This is a genomic window from Maribacter arenosus (assembly GCF_014610845.1).
Taxonomy (GTDB): Bacteria; Bacteroidota; Bacteroidia; order Flavobacteriales; family Flavobacteriaceae; genus Maribacter_A; species Maribacter_A arenosus.
Genome location: NZ_JABTCG010000002.1, coordinates 295,855 through 315,835, shown reverse-complemented (window position 1 = coordinate 315,835; position 19,981 = coordinate 295,855). Strand labels below are relative to the sequence as shown.

The window sequence follows — 19,981 nt, the reverse complement described above, 5'->3', positions numbered from 1 at the left end:
ACTACTCGCGTTTTACGATCATATAATAGTCATTCTCTAGGGGTAAGTACCCTAAATCATATAGAAAGTAATATGTTGTGCCTTTTTTGGTGGTATAAAGATTGGTGATGAATTCAAAATCGAATCCTTTATCCATCAACCGTGTCCGTGTGGTTTTGGTTTTTCCATCCTTTAGCGGAAAACTATCCAAAATACGGTAATTCTTTCTAAGCCGGTTGTTTATATTGCGAATAAGGTTTTTACTATCCTTGTTCACTTTATTGTTGTAGGCATTCCTACATTGGTCAGAACAGTATTTTTTGTCGACACGTCCCCTGATTTCGGCTCCACATTCCAAACACTTTTTTTGCATTCTATTCCATTTTTTTATAATTGAATTTTACTTCCTCCGAAGACCCATCCTTTTGGCCAATGACCACATACATATTAATCTCGTTCCCGCTTATTTTCTCAATGGTAAACCCATCGAAATAGATCCTATTGCCTTCCAATCTCACCAACGGGAAATCGACGGTTTCTTCTTTTTCCTCCCAACCTTTCAACGAGCTATCAAAATGCTTCAATTGCAATACTAACGTTTCATTTTTGTATTGTATATGTCCCGCCTCGTAAAACTTGACTTTACCCTCGGATACCAATTTAAAGACGAACATCATGGAATCTCCCAATGGGGGACTCCATATTTCTTCCGTTACACCACCAAAGGCTTCGCCTTTCCAGTGGCCCGCAATCCATGAAACATCCTCCAAAGTCGCTTTTGGTGAAGAACTTGTTGCCGGCAACGAAAGGGTGTTCTGGGCAAAACAGTTTGCCGAAAAACAAAGTAATAGTATGAGGACTTTTTGCATCGGATTTAGTTCTAGTTGACAACAAGGTACGAATTATCCGATTACAAATGAATAATGCTTAGTCTGCGATAATGCAGTCATATTTGGTTAACAATCCAATTCTATTTTCCTGAGAGAATTTGGCTTTCTTAATATCAGTCCGTAAAAGAGTCTGTTAAGGTTAATATGCTGAGCTTACTTTTGAATGATTCCAAATCTTCTCTTTTTGTTTTTTTAATGGTCACGGTTTTTTGGGTGTTCGGAAGCATATCAAAATAATTATCCGAGAAATTAGCGATGAATCCTGAAGATAGAAAAACATCCTTGGCCAGTTTTTTGGTGTTCAAGGTCACTTCAAAAACATCGGGGTTTTCCTTTACGGTAAATGAGAGCTCTGGATCTGGAAAATCCAGTTGCTTAAATGGTGATAAATAGTGAATATTTTCGGTTTGTATTTTATCACCAACATACAATGCTTCGTGTAAAAGTATATTTTCGGAATCCTTTCCCTTTAGAAAATCATTTTTTAGAAGTGTAACATATTGTTGGGAGGTGTTAGGTGCAACAACTACTTCTTCTTCCCATTGGTTCAGTTCATTGCCTTCAAAATCGAGTAATCGGATTTTCAATTTGGCATTAATGCTTTTCAAAGAGTCGGAAACTATGAATACATTCAACCGATCTGCCTTATCTTCATTACTGATAAGAAAATTTTTGAAAGACTTTTTCGCCTTATATTGCAGGGCTTTCCATTTGCCGTAATAATCGATACTAGACCAAGAAGCTACCGGCCAACAGTCATTGATTTGCCAGTATAGGCTACCCATACAACGTTCCCGGTTTCTTCTGTGGGCCTCGATGCCAACATTTACCCCGTGGGCCTGCAATAATTGGCTAACATACAGAAAGCTTGCAAAATCTTTCGGCTTTTTATAGTGGCGTAGCATATATTCTTCAATCGTTACATTGCCGATGCTTGACCTTTGATGCGAGGTCATTACCTCGGAATAGATATCATGGTCTTTAGGTTGGGTGTATTTTTCAACGGTCGACAATTCCGGAAAGGATTGAAATCCATACTCTGACATAAATCGGGGTATTTCAGTGGTATACTTATCAAACGGTTCTTTGCCCCACCAGACCATCCAGTAATGGGCGTCCCCTTTTTCGAGGGATTCCTTTTTCCCAAAATCACTACCGGGGGACGAGGGCCAATAGGCACGACTATTATTGAATTCCTGTACTACTTCTGGCAGGATTTTATGGAAAATATCATCATAGGCTTTCCAAATGGTATCAGCAATTGGTTTGGACTGTTCTTGGGCTACCTGATTTTTCCAGCCCCAGTTTTCCCAGGCAGACAGTATTTCATTGTTGCCACACCAAAGGGCAATTGAGGTATGGTTTCGTAGTCTTTTAACATTGTCTATGGCCTCTTGTCTTACATTGTCGAGAAAGGATGGGTCTCCTGGAAACATTGCACAGGCGAACATAAAATCTTGCCAAACGAGGAGTCCCTTTTCGTCGCACATTTGGTAGAACATATCATCTTCATAAATTCCGCCGCCCCAAACACGTAGCATATTCATATTGGCTTCCTTGGCGGAGGACAAAATATGTTCGTATTCGGCTTGTTTCGCCCTTGGCAGGAAGACATCTTGGGGAATGTAATTTGCCCCTTTCATAAATACGGGATGGCCATTTACCTTAAAGAAGAAGGAAGCCCCAATGGCATCGGGTTCCCGAACAAGTTCAATGGTTCGCAATCCTATTTTATGGGCTTTCTTGTCCACATAGGAATCGGAGACTACTTGGGCTTCTATGGTATACAGTACCTGGGCCCCCATGCCGTTTGGCCACCATAGTTGGGGGTTTTCTATTTCAAAAGGGATATTGAAATTATTTTTTCCTACCTCAAGTGCGACCTCTTGGGTCTTGACAATGGAATCATTAACGAGGATTTCGATTTTGGATTTGTCATTAATTTCTGTTGCACTCAATTCGATGTGTGCCGTGAGGTTGGCTTTTTCACCTATGGCTTCTTGCTGAATGAAAAGATCATCAATTTTATGATGGTTATAACTTCGCAGTTTTATAGGCCGCCAAATTCCGGAAGTCACCAATCGGGGTCCCCAGTCCCATCCAAAATGGTAACCGGCCTTTCTGGTAAAAATACTTACTTGCTTTTCACCTTCAACCTTACCGATCTTTGAAAGATCGTTATCCGAGACGGGGATTTTATAACCTAGGGCATCATATTTTTCCAAACCCTTGTTGATAGGGGATTCTAATAGGATATGTATTCTATTATCCCCAAGTTGTAATAGAGGTTTTACCTCGACCGTATAATTCCGGAACATATTGTCGGTCTGTAGGATCAAGGAATCGTTCAGGTATATCTTGCTGTACGTGTCGAGTCCTGAAAAATGCAGTTCTATACGCTCTTTGGCCAGTACTTCCTTCGAGACTTTAATAAGGGTTTTGTATTCCCAATTTTCCTTATCGATCCATTGTAAATCATGTTCGTTCAGCCTGTAGTAGGGATTGGGGATTTCGCCTATGTCAATCAAATCGGTGTGGACTGTTCCTGGGACGGTGGCTTTGTTCCACAAGGTATCCTGGACTTTTTTGAAGGTCCAATTTTGGTTTAAATCAATCTCCAAAACTGCAGGTTTATTTCCACAACTGGACAGTAAAAGGGTTGCCATAATAAAAAATAGGGTTTGGCGGAATTTAGTTGTTCTGCGCATCGTTGTATTTAAAAATATGTATAGAACGGACAACAATCAAAGAATGAAGTACAGAAGCAAGTCACCCCCTGAATTAGTCCACTAGTATATTGATTCTTTCTTTTTTGAGGTCAAGAGTTCACCCGTGTTCGGAAATACCTGCTTCACAAAATATTTTGGGTATCAGGAAAATCGGATCAATCCCAACGAACAACGGACTTTCATCCTTTTTACCAAAATTAAAGGATGCCCGCTTCTAAAACAAGTACTGAACACTTCTGTATATGAAAAAGATCATATCGTATCATAGTTAGATTGATCCTGTTCATATAGTAGAGTATGCGACGGGTTATGGCTTGCGATTCGGTAAAATTCCGTGCTATGCAGAATCGTTATTTCTTCGGAAAACTCAATAATGATATATCAATATCTATTATTTCAATCGCCTAGGATAGGTCTGCTTGGAGTTGTAATTCTTGAATTTTTACTACCAATTATTAATTAGTGTCTATAATTTATATCCGATTAGGATTTGCAACAATGTCGAATTTATTTCTGTCGTTGGGATGTCTGACTTAAGAACAAATGCGTACTGTCGTACGTAAAATGATTAAAAAAACAAAGTTCACATGTAGCAATGGATTAAGTAAGTTATTGATTATCAATCTTAAAAAAGTATACAAACGAATACAACCGTTTACAAACGAAAGTAATTATTTTACAACCGAATAAAAGTTTTTCGGGGTGTTAGGTTTGTGCTGTCGAATCAAGGAGGTTCGGTAGTATTAACTGTTTAACACTTAAAATTAGAAATTATGAACGCACTTAGAAACAAAGTACAGTTGATTGGAAACTTGGGTAACGACCCTGAAATCGTAAACTTGGATGGTGGCAACAAATTAGCCAAATTCTCTATTGCAACCAATGAAACCTATAAGAATGCCAAAGGCGAAAAGGTCACCGACACCCAATGGCACAATGTGGTCGCCTGGGGAAAAACTGCAGAGATCGTCGAGAACTATTTAACCAAAGGAAACGAGGTAGCCGTTGAAGGTAAATTGACACACCGTTCTTATGAAAACAAGGAAGGTGAAAAAAGATATATTACTGAAATAAGATGCAATGAACTGCTAATGTTAGGGAAGTAATAGGTTAAATCGTCCTTAACCTTCAGTTCAGAAATGAAGCGATCTCATCTTGGGAAAATACCCTAGTGAGATCGCTTTATTTTATTCACCATGATTACTTGTTCTCATGATAGGAATCAATCATCCACGGCTGCCCCCACCATTTGCCGAAACTTCCAGCCTGTATCATCCTGCACGGATCCTTGGGTTTGTTTCATCAAAACACCAATTACCTGTTCCTTGGGATCAGCAAAATATTGGGTATTAAAATATCCGCCCCAATCAAATGTTCCCGCACTGCCAATTCCACCGGCATCTTGTCCATTCTCGGTTACCACTCCAAAAGCCAAACCATAATGTTTGGGTCCATCGCCCCAAATATCACCGATTTGGTTACCCATAATACTTTGTACAGTAGTACGGCTTAAAATACGTATACCATTTAGTTCGCCTTTGTTCAAATACATCTGTAAAAAAGTGGTATAGTCCTTGGCAGTACTTGAAAGTCCGGCACCTCCTGAGAAAAAGCGTTTCGCCCCTTTCTTGGGATAATCGGTATCATAAAAGGTAATCGGATACTTTTTCCATTTTCCATCGACTTTTTGTTGAACGGAAACCAAACGGTCTTGTTTGTTTTTAGGAAGGTAGAACCAGGTATCCTCCATGCCCAACGGTTCGAAAATACGGGATTTCAGAAATTCATCAAAGGACATTCCTGAAACAATTTCGATAAAATAACCTAGCACATCCAGCCCTTCACTGTAGGTATATTGGGCTCCAGGGTTATGGTGCAGTGGTAGTTTGGCCAATTTTTTTACACTTTCCCCAATACTGATATCCTTGGTCGTGAAGAGGTCGGTTATACCGGCTTTGGCATAGATTTTTTTAAATCGTTCATCACTATCGATCACACCATAACCTAAACCGGAAGTATGGGTAATCAAATCGCGAATGGTTATTTGATCTTCGGCCGGTTTGGTGGTATAGGTCGAGTCAGTTTCATTGAAAGTATCCAATATCTGAGCATCCCCGAACTCGGGAATAAACTTGGAAATGGGATCGTCCAATTTAAATTTTCCCTCTTCCCAAAGAATCATCACGGCAGTGGAGGTAATGGCCTTGGTCTGGGAGGCAATCCTAAAAATGGCATCGGTTTCCATTGCTTTACCCGAGGTGTTGTCAGCCATACCATAAGCATTATGAAAAACGATTTTTCCATTCCGGGCAATAAGGGCAACGATACCTGGGAGATTGCCATTGTCGACATTAAATTGCAGCATGTCATCTATTCGCGCCAAGCGTTCCGAAGACAAGCCGACACTTTCAGGTGTTGCTTCGGTAAGCGGAGGGGAGAATTGTACCGATGTGGTTTGGGCAATGGTCAAAGCGTGAAAAAGTACCGCAATAAAAAGAACAATTGGCTTCATAAGCTTGCTTTCAGGGTTGCCAAAAATGCACAAAATGAATATGTACAGATAGAAAGGTATTAATTTAACTGCTTTTTATAAAGTAATCCCCTAAAAATCTCCACGCTAATACCCATTAATTATACACCCGGAGGTGCTGCGGCACTATTGGCCGTAATCTGTTGCACATCGCGATCAAAAAGATAAAGTCCACCTTTATCGTTACCGATAAGGTTTATTTTATCCAAAATCGTCCTAGCCAGGGCTTCTTCCTCTATCTGTTCGGCTACGTACCATTGTAAAAAGTTATGGGTAGCATAGTCCTTTTCCTGTAAAGTGATATGCACTAGGTCATTGATACTGTTCGATACAAAAATCTCATGTTCCAATAGCTCCTTGAACATTTTTTGGAACGTGCCAAAATCCAGTTTTGGTGCTTTCAAGGTCGACACTTTGGCATGCCCTCCACGTTCATTCACGTACTTGATCAATTTTAGCATATGCATACGTTCTTCATCCGATTGGTCGTACATAAACGTGGCGATGCCTTCCAATCCCTTAACTTCGGCCCAAGAGGCCATTGATAGATATACTTGTGATGACTCTGCCTCAATCTGTATTTGTTTGTTGAGGGCTTTTTCTAATTTTTCAGATAACATAATTTTTCAATTTGTATAAAATTACAAAGAAAAATAACCTCTTTGGATGATATATATCAAGTTAATTGAGGAACTTTACTTATGCAGTTTTAGTTGAATTCGCTTTCTTGGGATGTCTATATCTAGAACTTTTACAATAACTTGCTGGTGGAGACTTACATGTTCATTTACATCCTTAACAAATGCATCTGCCAGGTTGGAAACATGAATAAGGCCGCTTTCCTTGATACCGATGTCTACAAAACAACCAAAATTGGTGATGTTATTCACGATTCCCGGAAGTAATTGGCCTGGCTGTAGATCATTGATAGATCTGATATTTTGATTAAAGGTGAACACCTTGGCTTTTTCTCGCCTATCCAAGCCGGGTTTTTCCAGTTCCTGTACAATATCCTTTAAGGTAAATAGTCCGATGTTGGAAGTGCAATATCGCTGTAGTTCAATGCCTTGTAAGAGGGATTTATTTCCGATCAAGTCCGAAACGCTTTTACCCATATCCTTGGCCATGGATTCAACGACACTATAACTTTCAGGGTGTACTGCGGAATCATCCAAGAGGTTTTTTGCATTTTTAATCCTGAGAAAGGCTGCGCCCTGTTCAAAAGCCTTGCTGCCCAAGCGGGGCACATTTTTTATGGCCTCCCTACTTTCAAAGGCACCCTTTTCGTTTCTGTAGGCAACAATATTTTCAGCTAATTTGGGCCCAATACCCGATACGTAGCTTAATAAGGGTACGCTTGCCGTATTGATGTTGACACCCACCGAATTCACGCAACTTTCCACAACGGAATCTAACGAAATCTTAAGCTTATTCTGGTCAACATCGTGCTGATACTGGCCTACGCCGATCGATTTCGGGTCAATTTTAACCAATTCCGCCAAGGGGTCGGCTAATCGTCGCCCAATGGAAACCGCTCCTCTAACGGTAACATCGTAATTCGGAAATTCATCACGGGCGATTTTTGAGGCGGAATAGATAGAAGCTCCAGCTTCGTTCACTACAAAAACCTCAATAGGATTTCTAAAATGAATACGCTTTATCAATTGCTCCGTTTCCCTGGATGCCGTACCATTACCGATGGCAATAGCATCTATTTTATAGGCATCGGTCAAAGAACTTATTTTTTTGATAGCCCCTTTACTATCGTTTTGGGGCGCATGGGGGTAAATGGTCTCATTATGTTCCAAATCGCCCTGTTCACTTAGGCAAACTACTTTACAACCCGTTCTAAAACCTGGATCGATGGCCAATATTCGTTTTTCACCTAAGGGAGCCCCTAATAACAATTGTTTCAGGTTTTTTGAAAACACCTCAATAGCCGAATCATCGGCTTTTTCTTTGGCTTTTTTCAGGGTTTCATTGGATAGGGATGGGAATAAGAGGCGTTTATATGCATCTTGAATGGCCTCCTTTAATTGGATAGTGCATGCATTGTTGCTTTTAAGTATTCGTTCTTCTATTTTTTTTAAAGCACGGTCATTGTCAATTTCTATTTTTACCCGAATGAAACCCTCGTTTTCGGCTCTAAGAATGGCCAAGAGACGATGTGATGGACACCGACCCAGTGATTCGCTCCAATCAAAATAATCCCTGAACTTTTGGGCTTTTTCTTCTTCTTTTTTGGTGGGGATGACCTTAGTGGTTATCTGGGCAAATCTATCCAGTTGAAACCGCAATTGATTACGGATATCAGTACGTTCATTAATCCATTCCGCAATAATATGCCGGGCACCCTCCAGGGCCTGATCCTCATTTTGAACGGCATCGTTTAAAAACCTTAATGCAATTTTTTCCAACCCATCACTGCGTTGCGCCATGATAATCTTTGCCAAGGGTTCCAATCCATTTTTACGGGCCGTTTCGGCTTTGGTCTTTTTACTCTTTTTAAACGGAAGGTAGAGGTCTTCAAGCGTAATTAAGTCCTCGGCTTGATTTATTTTTTCACCTAGTTCTTTGGAGAGTACTTCTTGTTCCTCCAAAGTTTTGATAATAGTCGCCTTGCGTTTTTCAAGTGCCTCGAATTGCGATTTAAAAGTGACTATGGCACCGATTTGCACCTCATCCAAATTCCCAGTCCGTTCTTTACGATAACGTGAAATAAAAGGGACCGTGCAGTCTTCATTAAGAAGTGCCACGGTATTGCTTATCCCTTTTTCAGGCAGTTGGGTGTGTTTGGCAATGTAGGGGATGAGTTGCATTTATCTTTTTGTTATTGGATTTAATGTCCGGTCGAGCGCAGTCGAGACCTTAATCTTTGTCAGTAGGTTTAAAATCAGAGTGTGAAACATTTCTACACTCTGCCAAAATTTGTAATAGGTCATATTTGCCTTTGGCCAGGGCAATTTTCTTTTTACCACTCCATTTTTTGATTTTCTTTTCAAAATAAATGGCTTGCACTACATCATTGAATTCTTGATGGAAAATTAACTCGACAGGTCTTCTTTTATGGGTGAAACAAGATTTGTTTAGACCCTGTTGGTGCTCGTCGAATCTTCTCTCAATATCATTTGTAATTCCGGTATACGTTATTCCATCCGAGCATAATAATATATAAACATAGTAGAATTTCATTATAATTTACTGCTTTAATCCAGGTCTCGACTGCGCTCGACCGGACATCACGAATATCAAATAGCAACCTTCTATGAATGGTCTCGATTACTCTCGGTGTTACTCTAGTATTAATTAATCGTCAACCCATTCCCAACCCCGTCTTCATCGGGGTTGACAAAGACCAATTTACCTTCAGTGTTTTCAGTCATTAAGATCATTCCTTCACTTTCTACCCCACGTAAAGCACGAGGGGCAAGATTCATCAATACGGTGACTTTTTTGCCTACTACTTCTTCAGGGGTAAAACTTTCGGCAATACCCGATACGATAGTCCGGGTATCTAGGCCGGTATCTACTTTCAAGACCAATAATTTTTTGGCCTTTGCCATTTTTTCCGCCGCTACAATGGTACCGACACGCATATCCAGTTTTGAGAAATCGTCGAATGTAATCGTATCTTTTTGTGGTTCAACCTCCTTGTTCATTTGCTCATTTGATTTTTTAGTAGCTTCCAGTTTATCCAACTGGGCCTGTATTTCCTGGTCTTCTACTTTTCTGAACAGTAATCCGGCTTCACCTATTTGGTGGCCGGCTGGCAGTAAGGATTCTTTGGTGGCAACATCTTCCCATCCGTTCTCGATACGATTCTCCAAAGTCGAATCACTCGAACTGACATTCAGAATATGTTTTAATTTCTTTGAAGTAAACGGCAAAAAGGGTTCACTTAGAACAGCCAATCCGGTTGCGATTTGAAGGGCTACGAACAGTATTGTTTGTACGCGTTGTTCATCTTCCTTTATGACTTTCCATGGTTCTTCATCGGCCAAATATTTATTGCCCAAACGTGCCAAATTCATAAGTTCTTGACTGGCTTCCCTGAACCGATACCTATCTATAGAACTCGAGATAATCTTTGGGTATTTTTTCAACATTTCCAAGGTTTCTTTATCAACCTTCGAAAGGATACCCGGGGCAGGGACTTGACCACCATAATATTTATCGGTCAATACTACAACCCGATTGATAAAGTTCCCGAAAATTGCCACCAATTCATTGTTGTTCCGAGCCTGAAAATCTTTCCAGGTAAAGTCGTTATCCTTGGTCTCTGGGGCGTTTGCCGTTAAGGTGTATCGCAGAACATCCTGCATTTCAGGAAATTCTTCCAAATACTCGTGCAACCAAACCGCCCAATTCTTGGAGGTGGAGAGTTTGTTACCCTCCAAGTTCAAAAACTCGTTGGCAGGCACATTGTCCGGTAATATATATTCTCCATGTGCCTTTAAAATACTAGGGAAAATGATACAATGGAACACAATATTGTCCTTACCAATAAAATGCAAAAGTTTGGTGTCTTGATTCTTCCAGTATGGCTCCCAATCCTTGCCTTCACGTGCCGCCCATTCTTTGGTAGAGGAAATATAACCGATAGGGGCATCGAACCAAACATACAAAACTTTACCCTCGCCACCTTTTACGGGTACCGGGATACCCCAATCCAAGTCCCGGGTAACCGCCCTGGGTTTTAATCCGTCATCTATCCAGGATTTACATTGGCCGTATACATTCGGTTTCCAGTCGTTTTTATGTCCAACAAGAATCCATTCCTTAAGAAAATCCTCATATCTATCCAGGGGTAAAAACCAATGTTTGGTTTCCTTTAATGTAGGGACGGCCCCTGATATGGTCGATTTCGGGTTAATCAAATCGGTAGCGTTCAAGGTGGACCCGCAATTCTCGCATTGGTCGCCATAGGCCTCTTCATGGCCACATTTGGGGCAAATACCCACGACAAAACGATCGGCCAAAAATTGCTTGGCTTCCTCGTCGTATAATTGTGCTGTGGTCTCCTCTATAAAATCGCCTTGTTCGTAAAGCTTTACAAAAAATTCAGAGGCCGTCTTATGGTGGACTTCGGCCGAAGTTCTGGAGTAATTGTCAAAGGAAATTCCAAAATCGTCAAAGGATTTTTTGATGATGGCATGGTATTTATCTATGACTTCCTTTGGTGTGACCCCTTCTTTTTTCGCTTTCATTGAAATGGCCACCCCATGTTCATCGCTCCCACAAACAAAGGCCACATCTTTACCTTGCAGTCTTTGGTATCTTGCATAGATGTCAGCAGGGACATACACACCGGCCAAATGCCCAATATGGATAGGGCCATTGGTGTAAGGAAGTGCGGCTGTAATTGTATATCTCGCTGGGCTTTTCGGTTTTGCTGCCATTTACTTTCAAAATTAAGCCTCAAAAATACTGATTTTGCTCGGTGCAGCCTAGGTTTAGATAAAAAAGGAAAGCCCCCGAACCATCATTGCTGATGGTATCGGAGGCTATTCCAGAAAGTGGGGGTTGTTAAGCAACCATTACTGATTTGCTCATTTTCTGGTTCTGAACATTTATTCGATAAATATATTTCCCTGTGGATAAATGACTTGGCATTCGTTCACGGATATTTATCTCGGTAGAACCTTCAAACATCATCTCATTAAATACGGTTCCCACGTTTTGTCCTAGAATATTGTACAACTGTATATCTACATGGGCACTAAAAGGCATTTCCAAGTAAATATGTGGTGTACTGTCCGTAGGATAAAACGGTTTGTGTACGATTGCATCCAATAACTCCGGGTCGAAAGGAGTTTCGGGGGTAGGTTCTGTTGTTGGTAACGTAGGTTCACCATCGCTGTATACAATATCAGGGAAATCAACCCCACTACAATTGAATCCTAAGTTTACCGGTGCATAAGGGTGGTCAAGTAAATGTTGTTCTACCAAAGGAATATCCACACATAACCATTCGGCCAGAACAGTGGCATAAAGATCCCTAAAGTCCATCGTGAATTCCAAATTACCACGACCGTCTGGGTTATCCAAGGTCGGGTGGTCCCCAACGAAAGCACTTCCATTCAGTCCGGAACCAAAGAAAAGGGTAGGAGCGGCCTTACCATGGTCGGTACCGTTTGAACCATTTTCAAATATTCGTCTTCCGAATTCCGAAAAGGTCATACTCAATACTTTATCATCTTGCTGTGTAAAAGCGATGTCATCATAAAAGTTGTCTATAGCCACCGAAAGATTGGTCATTAATCGTTCGTGGGCCAAAGGTTGGTTACCGTGGGTATCGAAACCACCCATGGATATCATATAAACCTTTGTGCCTAAATTACCCTTGATCAATCGTGCTAAAAGAGCCAATTGACGGGCAAATCCATTATCCTGATATTCTACTTGGTTCTGGCCTCTTTCATAAGCTTCATGTATGAGCCCTGAATATTCATAGGTGGTGTTGGCCACCCCCCTAAGGAATTTTAACTGATCGCCATACATACAATTACCAAACAAAGTATCATCCAAACTATATTGTAATCCCGATTCCGCGATTTCCTCCAGTTGGTCAATATTAGAGGTTACAAAGGCATAGTTGGTCTCTTCCCCTTGGAATACCAAATTGCCGAATTGGCCAATCTGTATGGCCGCAGGTGCTGCCGGTGGGTTGATCAGGTAATCTGGGTAAATGTTTTCGAAATATCGTCCCATCCATCCTGTATTTAAGCCCTGAAAACCATTTGAGGTCAAATCGGTATTGGCAAAAATATCAGATCCGGTAAAGTGTGAAAGGCTTTGATTTTGATAGCCTACCCCATGCACCGCCTTAAATTGGCCATCGCCCCACATGGGCTCAAGCGACTTCATGTAAGAAGGCACTCCATATTCATCGGTAAGTTTTAATATCTTACTTTCAGGAATATAGATATTGGGCCTGGCATTGGCATAGGAATCATACTGGTCTATGGGAATTACGGTACTGAGTCCGTCATTACCGCCAGAGAGCCGTATAAGTATTAGAATATTGTCGGTTTCCGCAGCTGCTATTGCTGCGGTCAATGGGGAAGGGGCAGATGCTGTCAGCATATTGGCACCCAACATCATGGATCCTGTGCCAGCAATGCCCATGGCCTGAAGAAATGATCTTCGGCTCCAAGCTTTATGTTCTTGATCGTGGCCATCATGTTGAAGGCCTTTATATGGGGTAGTATCGTGAGTATCGCACATAGTCGTAGGTTTATTTAAGTTGAAATTCAGGTTCTCTTGCCAAATATTGAAGTAACAAATACACTTGAAATGCGGCTTGTGGCCACATGGCTAAGGTCCAAGTGGGGGTAGTGCCACCTTCATAATAGGTTTCATCGACATCACTTCTGAAAATCGCGAATGCCTTTTCATAGTCCGGTTCGGTGAGTAACCCTTTTGAGAGCACAAAATCGATGATCGGTCTTGCAATCGCATCAGGATTATTACTGGTCATTCCAATATTACCTACTATGGCCATTCCGAAAGCCCTGAATTGTTCATTATCGGCTTGATAGAAATTCTCAAGTATTGATTCTATGGTCAACCAACGACCAATGATAAAATTCGTATTGATCCAAGAACGGTCTCGTTGCCAACCTGCAACATCGAAAGGGTCGAACAAGCGTTGACTGAGCAGCCCACTGTAATTGATCAGTTCGGATACATTAGTGTCATTATAAGCGAATCCAGATTCATTTAGAAAATTAAAGTACATATCAAATGGACTTTTAATAATCACGCCTATGGCCTCGTCATCAAAAAAGTGTTGGCTTTTAAATAATTGTGATAGGACAGGGGCCAATTCAAAATTGTTGGAAACGAAAGTACTAGCCATACCGTCAATGACCACCTGTGCATTATTGGCATCATCCCGTGAGTCGGGATGAACGAAAAATTCGTAAAGTTTTCTACAGATGAATTCCGCTATTTCATTGGGTCGTTGCTGAAACAGGATATCAATGACATCATCATAGCCCCAATTGCCCGTTTGACCAAAAATGGTCTTACTGCCGGTGTCAAAACGGGTTGGATCGAAAGTAACGGCTTCACACCCTAATTCGCCCCGCTCAACATACCCTGTAAGCGCTTTTGCGGTTTCAATGATATCCATTTCGGTATACCCGTTTCCATCACCAAGTGTAAAAAGTTCGTATAACTCCCTTGCGTAATTCTCATTAGGATTGTTCCCATTGTTATAAACCCCATCCAAATAATAAAGCATGGCACTGGTCAATCCAATTTCACTCACAAAGGTTTTGAAATTGCCGATGGCATTTCGCTGTAAGCAATTGATATAATAATAGAGAAAAGAATTACAGTTATAAACATCGATTTCAGTAACGAAATGATTGCTCCAGAAAAAACTGAGTCTTTCCCTTAGATTATTGTTCAACATTCCGTTCGCATAGGTAAGACTCCATTCGGCCTGTTGTGCACGTCGAAGTTGCCCGGCTGCATCGTCGTCCGCGGGATAATTGCTGTTATTCCAATCGGCCCATGTCGGTGCCGGGGTAGGGGCCATATTAATAGCTTGGTTGACCAAGGTATCTACCAAGGCACCAGCTGAAAGTCCGACAGCTTGATTAATAGTCTCCACTGAGGCGCTAAACCCCAATCTTCGGTACAAGTGCGCTACTCTAGTCCTATCCAGAGGCGTAGTGTACGGCGCTAATGTAGAGGTATTACAATTAACGAAGTATTCCATAGTAATTTTAGGCTTTAAGAACGTTCATGTGCGTAGGGGGCAGATTCTTAACGGCTAAACCAATTGGATATTATGTAAATCCAAGTATTTTCGTTGTTATGCATTCCAAATAACGGTGATATGTTTGAAATATACGATGAAAGTCATATTTTTTCGATGAAATGCAATCATTTTGATAAGAATTAAGTAAAAGAAATGGGTGGACATAATGAATTTGGTAAGGAAGGCGAACAAATTGCGGTCGATTTTTTAATTGGAAAGGGATATACGGTCAAGTATAGGAATTACAGGTATCTTAAAGCCGAGATTGATATCATCGCCCAGATTGAAGATACCTTGGCCATCATCGAAGTGCGATCAAGAAGTACCGATTTTGTTGAGAATATTGCGGAGACCATTACCAAGAAGAAAATAGGCCTTTTGGTCATGGGAGCTGATCATTTTGTAACGGAACGGGATTTGGATGTTGAGGTCCGATTTGATGTCATCACGATCCTTAAGAATAAAAAAGTTTTTAAAATTGAACATTTGGAGGGTGCGTTTTACCATTTCTAGATTTAATTTTGCACAATTTGTTTTATTTATAACAATATGTTATATTTGCCAATAATTATTCCATCATGAAAACAATATCGTCGGTTGTTGAACAATATATCAAGAAGAAACCCTTTCTTCAAAGTGCGCTGGCACAAGGTATTATTAACCTCACTTCACTTTCTAGAATAGTTAAACCTGAGATTGAGGAGCAGTTGGGGAAAGATATTCGTAATGGGGCCATAGTAATGGCCTTGAAACGTTTATCCGACGATCTAGAGTTTAGGGCCACCCATAAAATTATCAAGGTTTTAAAGAATATTGGGGAAATTACAGTACGCTCCTCCTTAACCGATTATACATTTTTGGCATCTGATACCATTCTTACCCAACAGGCAAAACTTTTAGAGGAGATACATTCCAATCAAGATGTTTTTTATACCTCTTCTAGAGGGGTAAACGAAATGAATATTGTTATTAGCAATATCATGGATAGTACCGTTGAAAGTTTGTTCAAAGCGGAACGATGCACCCAAAAGGCGAACAACCTATCTTCAATAACCGTAAAACTTCCTGCTGAGAATGTCTCTGTTCCTGGAATCTATTATTTTATTTTTCAACGATTGGCCTGGGAAGGTATTATTCTGTACGAAGTCATTTCAACCACTAACGAGTTTACGATTATCGTAAATGATGACCAGGTAGATATTGCCTTTAAGACCATAAAAGACCTTAAAACGCTTTAGGGCACTAATCCCTTTCCAAAAATTCAATGACCTCCTTGTCATTATCAGGTTTGGCAATTATGCGCTTATCCTTATCCAAAACAAAATAGGTGGGTGTTTTTAGTATGTTGTATGTTTTGGCATAGTCACTTTCCCATTTGCCCAAAGCAATGGCATGCTCTAAATCAGGTAGTTTGGCTGATTCTTTTTGCCAATTCTTGGTGTCTTCCTCCAAACCAACCGCGATAACTTTAACGGTAGTATAATTTTTTAGTTTTTCTTGTAGGGCGGGTAATTCCTTTAAACAATGCCCACAGGTACTGCTCCAAAATGCGAGGATATAATTATCGGCCCCTTCCATCTCCTTTAGCGCATAGGTAGATTGGTCTTTTTCCCATTTTATATTAGGCGCAACCGCGCCCAATCGCAATCTATTGTGTATATCTATATCGTCGACAATATTTTTGTTGTCCGTTGTCGTCGCTAGTTTTTTGAGATAGCTGGTGTAGATATAATCAGAGGTTAAATTGTAGCCACTTGTCGCTGCTTGTGTCCACAAGCTATAAAAAAGATGCGCTTTATAAGTGTCACCTACATTGGATAATTTTTCATTGATCACATCAACATTCACATTTATGGCCTCCTGTGTTTCTTTATCGGTCATGGCCTGTAACGGAAGTGCGGTAAAGACATAGTTGAGCAATTTTTCCGTTAAAAATCCCGAAGCCTGTAAAATAGGATTTTCAAATTCCATCGCATCGAAATAATGTGTTTTTCGGCCATTTACGTATTCATCGACCGACTGTATTTCTTTTGGAATGTAGGGCTTATTGCTCATTATGAAGTTATTTGCGAGGGTACCCACCGATCGATTTTCATAGGAATCCTGAACTTGTTGCATTTGTTCGGTCAGGGTCTTAAAAGTTGCTTTATCGGTATTCCCGCTCGTATAATAATCCGCCATTTGCTGTTCAAGGCCAGTAATTTCCTCAATGTACGTATTGAAAAGTATATTTTCCTTCGAGTTAAAGAATGAAACCCCACTAGTGGCGTCAAAGGCAAGTGTTATATCTTCTTTTCCATTATAGATGACATCGAAATAAAACTTTTCTTGAGGTAGGGCATACACCAATCTATAGTTCCCAGGCAGTGCCTTTTCCGGCATCTTTAAATTGAACAACCCATTTTTTACCGCGGTTTCGGCGATATAGCTTTGTGTTCCCGGTCTAAGCTGGTACGCTATCAACCATTTATAATCCCTAGCGGGTGAAAAGGTACCGGAAATTGTGCGTTGCGCCGTTATTTGTATGCTGACCAAAAAGGTAATTACACATAGTAGTTTCTTCATATTTCGGATAAAATCAAATATCGGTCCAAATTACGAATTTGGGGGTATTTACTGGGATTAGGGCGGACAGAAAATTCAATTTTTGATGATTTGCCCCTGCAGTGGCAACATAGGCGGCTGGCAACATTCCAATGGATTCCCTATCAATATAGTGGAGGAACCATGGATTTTTATGGTTGACTTTATAAAATCCGCCTCCTCGGCCTTGAAAATATTGTCTACGTATTTTTGGGGATTACGGTCAATATAGGGGAACCAGGTACTATGGATCTGGATCATGATGCGATGCCCCTTTTTAAAGGTATGCAGCACATCCTGTAAGCGAAAATCCACATCGCTTATTTCCCCAGGTACAAAGGGCTCCGGCTTAGCAAAACTGTTGCGGAATCTACCCCTAAAAACTTCCGACCGTACCAATTGTTGATAGCCGCCCATGATGATGTTTTTAGGATTATGTTCATAATTCTGATGGTCATCGGGATACACATCGATTAGCTTAACGATAAAATCGGCATCGGTACCGCTCATCGAGACCTTGAGTTTTGCGAGAATCTCCCCGGCAAGTACCCTTTCATTCGAAAGTATTTCAGATTCGAAAGTAAGCACATCAGGACGTCGTGAAGCATGCCTTTGGTCATCTGACATGAATCTTCTTGGGGTAAAGGTAAGTCCTTCTGTTTGTGAGGTGTAAGGGACCGGTTTTTTTGGGTCGCTCATATATTCGAAAGCAGTATTTTCATCCGTGGGTTCATTGATGGACAGTTGTCCATTCTCTCCAAAATATAGGGCCATGGGTTCTATTTCCGTGGGAGGCCATGCATCGAAAGCTTTCCATTTTTTTATACCCGTATCAAACATATAAGCCTCGGGAAGTGGGGCGGTCACCTCGTCTTTTAAATAGTGTGAAAAGAAGTTACGTTCGATTTCCCTTTGATAAAACGTGGAAATACTATCCCCAAAATAAATATGATTGTGGGTGGTCTTGCCATTTTCCCTCGCCCAACCTCCATGGTCCCATGGCCCCATAACAATGGTATTCTTAGCCTTTGGGCTTGTTGCCTCAATGGTTTTGTAAATGGATAAAGGCCCATACAGATCTTCAGCATCAAACCAACCACCGACGGTCATCACAGCATGGCTTACATTCTTTAAATGCGGAATTATGCTCCTTTTCTGCCAGAACTCATCGTAATTGGGATGATCTACGATTTGCTGCCAAAAGAAGTTGTCAAAGTGATACTTTTCGGTAATGTTCTTTAAAGGTCCCATGCGTAAATGAAAATCATATCCATCCGAAGCGGGAGCGTTATAAAACCTTTTTAATTCATCCATAAACCAAGACTGTCTGGTCAAGCTCTCCTTTTGATATCCAAAAACCGCAAATGCAGCGGTATAGCTTTGCAAAAATGCACCTTGATGATGGAAGTCATCAAAGAAAAAATCGGCTATAGGTGCTTGGGGAGAAGATGCCTTAAGCGCTGGATGCGCATCGGGTAATGCCGCCGCCGCATAAAAACCAGGGTACGAAATACCATACATACCCACCTTGCCATTGTTGCCTTTGATATTCTTGATCATCCAATCAATAGTATCCCAGGTATCCGAACTTTCGTCTATGTCGATTTTGTTTTTTCGGTCATTCCCCGGGATATTGGGCCTCATATTATCAAAGGTGTCATCGGACATGTACCTTCCGCGGACATCTTGGAAAACAAGGATATATCCATCTTGCAATAGGTATTTGGAAGGATACCCACTTAGCCCATAATCGGTATAATTTGAAGCATTATAACAGGTGCGGTTCAATAGGATTGGTGCTTTTTTGGAAGTATCCTTTGGGGTGTAAACCACCGTAAAGAGTTCGGCACCATCCCGCATGGGTATGCGGTATTCCTTTAGGTCATAATGTTGGCGAACATATAGGGAATCATTGTTTTGGGCAAGGGTTATTTCAACGGTTAGGGCAATTATAATCGCAAGTATAAATCTTGACATATTAAAGCTTTTAACACGCTTGAAAGATAGATATTTTAGGTAAATCCCTAATGTCATTTTTAGTGGTTTATCCTCTATACTTCAAGAAAAATAATGGTATTCAAGGATACCCTTCTTGAATGGAATGAGAAGGTTTGAAAAACAAAAACGGTTGGTTTAGCATGCTATTTGGCCGACTTTAGTTTTTGTTCAAAACCGATAAATGTATAGATGTCGGTGATTAAAGCCGTTTCTTTTTCATGCACAAAGCCGTCAGAAATGGCGATTTCATCCAAAATGGTTGCCAAAATTTTCTTTTTCCCATACGTCATATCACGCAGTATCAATTTTGCTTGCTCCTGGGTTATATTGCGTGCCTGTAGAATAAAATTACTATCAAACTCAATACTGCGCATCAATTGGCCCAAGGCGGTAAGTTCACCATTATGTACAGTGCCATCCGCTATTATGACAGAATCAACGGCATGTACAATGGCTAGTTTTTCGGCTAAAGTAAAGCCCGAAGTTGGAGTATTCATAA

Annotated in this window: 16 protein-coding genes; 3 read left to right on the top strand and 13 right to left on the bottom strand. The window is 40.8% G+C overall.

Going from position 1 to position 19,981, the window contains the following annotated elements; all coding sequences use genetic code 11:
• Window position 1: 1 nt before the first annotated feature.
• From HPE63_RS06465 to HPE63_RS06455, 3 genes are all read right to left on the bottom strand, one after another.
• Window positions 2-352 (bottom strand): hypothetical protein, encoded by a 351-nt coding sequence (locus tag HPE63_RS06465; RefSeq protein WP_188313440.1) that lies wholly within the window; start codon window positions 350-352, stop codon window positions 2-4.
• A 1-nt stretch (window position 353) separates the two neighbouring features.
• Window positions 354-848, bottom strand: coding sequence for a DUF6265 family protein (locus tag HPE63_RS06460; protein WP_188313439.1), 495 nt, complete (start codon window positions 846-848; stop codon window positions 354-356).
• 134 nt (window positions 849-982) lie between these two features.
• Complete coding sequence (locus HPE63_RS06455; RefSeq protein ID WP_223198073.1) at window positions 983-3,535, bottom strand: beta-mannosidase; 2,553 nt, start codon at window positions 3,533-3,535, stop codon at window positions 983-985.
• Window positions 3,536-4,371: 836 nt separating this feature from the next.
• Here HPE63_RS06455 and HPE63_RS06450 point away from each other — a divergent pair.
• Window positions 4,372-4,704, top strand: coding sequence for a single-stranded DNA-binding protein (locus HPE63_RS06450; protein ID WP_188313437.1), 333 nt, complete (start codon window positions 4,372-4,374; stop codon window positions 4,702-4,704).
• Between the two features lie 116 nt (window positions 4,705-4,820).
• On the opposite strand, the gene HPE63_RS06445 is transcribed toward HPE63_RS06450, so the two are convergent.
• The 7 genes from HPE63_RS06445 to HPE63_RS06415 all read right to left on the bottom strand — a co-directional run bounded on the left by HPE63_RS06445 (window position 4,821) and on the right by HPE63_RS06415 (window position 14,859).
• Window positions 4,821-6,110 carry a serine hydrolase domain-containing protein gene (locus HPE63_RS06445; protein ID WP_188313436.1) on the bottom strand — a complete coding sequence of 430 codons (1,290 nt, stop codon included), beginning with the start codon at window positions 6,108-6,110 and terminating at the stop codon, window positions 4,821-4,823.
• Between the two features lie 119 nt (window positions 6,111-6,229).
• Window positions 6,230-6,748 (bottom strand): ferritin, encoded by a 519-nt coding sequence (locus HPE63_RS06440; protein ID WP_188313435.1) that lies wholly within the window; start codon window positions 6,746-6,748, stop codon window positions 6,230-6,232.
• A 75-nt stretch (window positions 6,749-6,823) separates the two neighbouring features.
• On the bottom strand, window positions 6,824-8,947 hold the full coding sequence (locus HPE63_RS06435) for a Tex family protein (RefSeq protein WP_188313434.1): 2,124 nt from the start codon (window positions 8,945-8,947) through the stop codon (window positions 6,824-6,826).
• Between the two features lie 49 nt (window positions 8,948-8,996).
• Window positions 8,997-9,320, bottom strand: a complete 324-nt coding sequence (locus HPE63_RS06430; RefSeq protein ID WP_188313433.1) for a GIY-YIG nuclease family protein — start codon at window positions 9,318-9,320, stop codon at window positions 8,997-8,999.
• 110 nt (window positions 9,321-9,430) lie between these two features.
• A complete protein-coding gene (metG, locus tag HPE63_RS06425; RefSeq protein ID WP_188313432.1) occupies window positions 9,431-11,527 on the bottom strand; it encodes a methionine--tRNA ligase in 2,097 nt (698 codons plus the stop codon).
• A gap of 127 nt (window positions 11,528-11,654) precedes the next feature.
• A complete protein-coding gene (locus HPE63_RS06420) occupies window positions 11,655-13,355 on the bottom strand; it encodes a DUF1501 domain-containing protein (protein ID WP_188313431.1) in 1,701 nt (566 codons plus the stop codon).
• Between the two features lie 10 nt (window positions 13,356-13,365).
• Entirely contained in the window at window positions 13,366-14,859 is a 1,494-nt protein-coding gene (locus HPE63_RS06415; RefSeq protein WP_188313430.1) for a DUF1800 domain-containing protein, read from the bottom strand.
• A gap of 195 nt (window positions 14,860-15,054) precedes the next feature.
• Between HPE63_RS06415 and HPE63_RS06410 the strand changes: the two genes are divergently transcribed.
• Both HPE63_RS06410 and HPE63_RS06405 read left to right on the top strand, forming a co-directional pair.
• Entirely contained in the window at window positions 15,055-15,414 is a 360-nt protein-coding gene (locus tag HPE63_RS06410) for a YraN family protein (RefSeq protein ID WP_188313429.1), read from the top strand.
• 65 nt (window positions 15,415-15,479) lie between these two features.
• Entirely contained in the window at window positions 15,480-16,139 is a 660-nt protein-coding gene (locus HPE63_RS06405; protein WP_188313428.1) for an aspartate kinase, read from the top strand.
• Window positions 16,140-16,143: 4 nt separating this feature from the next.
• On the opposite strand, the gene HPE63_RS06400 is transcribed toward HPE63_RS06405, so the two are convergent.
• The 3 genes from HPE63_RS06400 to HPE63_RS06390 form a co-directional block, all read right to left on the bottom strand.
• Complete coding sequence (locus HPE63_RS06400) at window positions 16,144-17,466, bottom strand: TlpA family protein disulfide reductase (RefSeq protein WP_188313427.1); 1,323 nt, start codon at window positions 17,464-17,466, stop codon at window positions 16,144-16,146.
• A 75-nt stretch (window positions 17,467-17,541) separates the two neighbouring features.
• Window positions 17,542-19,461, bottom strand: coding sequence for a CocE/NonD family hydrolase (locus tag HPE63_RS06395; protein ID WP_188313426.1), 1,920 nt, complete (start codon window positions 19,459-19,461; stop codon window positions 17,542-17,544).
• 164 nt (window positions 19,462-19,625) lie between these two features.
• Window positions 19,626-19,979, bottom strand: coding sequence for a tellurite resistance TerB family protein (locus tag HPE63_RS06390; protein ID WP_188313425.1), 354 nt, complete (start codon window positions 19,977-19,979; stop codon window positions 19,626-19,628).
• Window positions 19,980-19,981 lie beyond the last annotated feature (2 nt).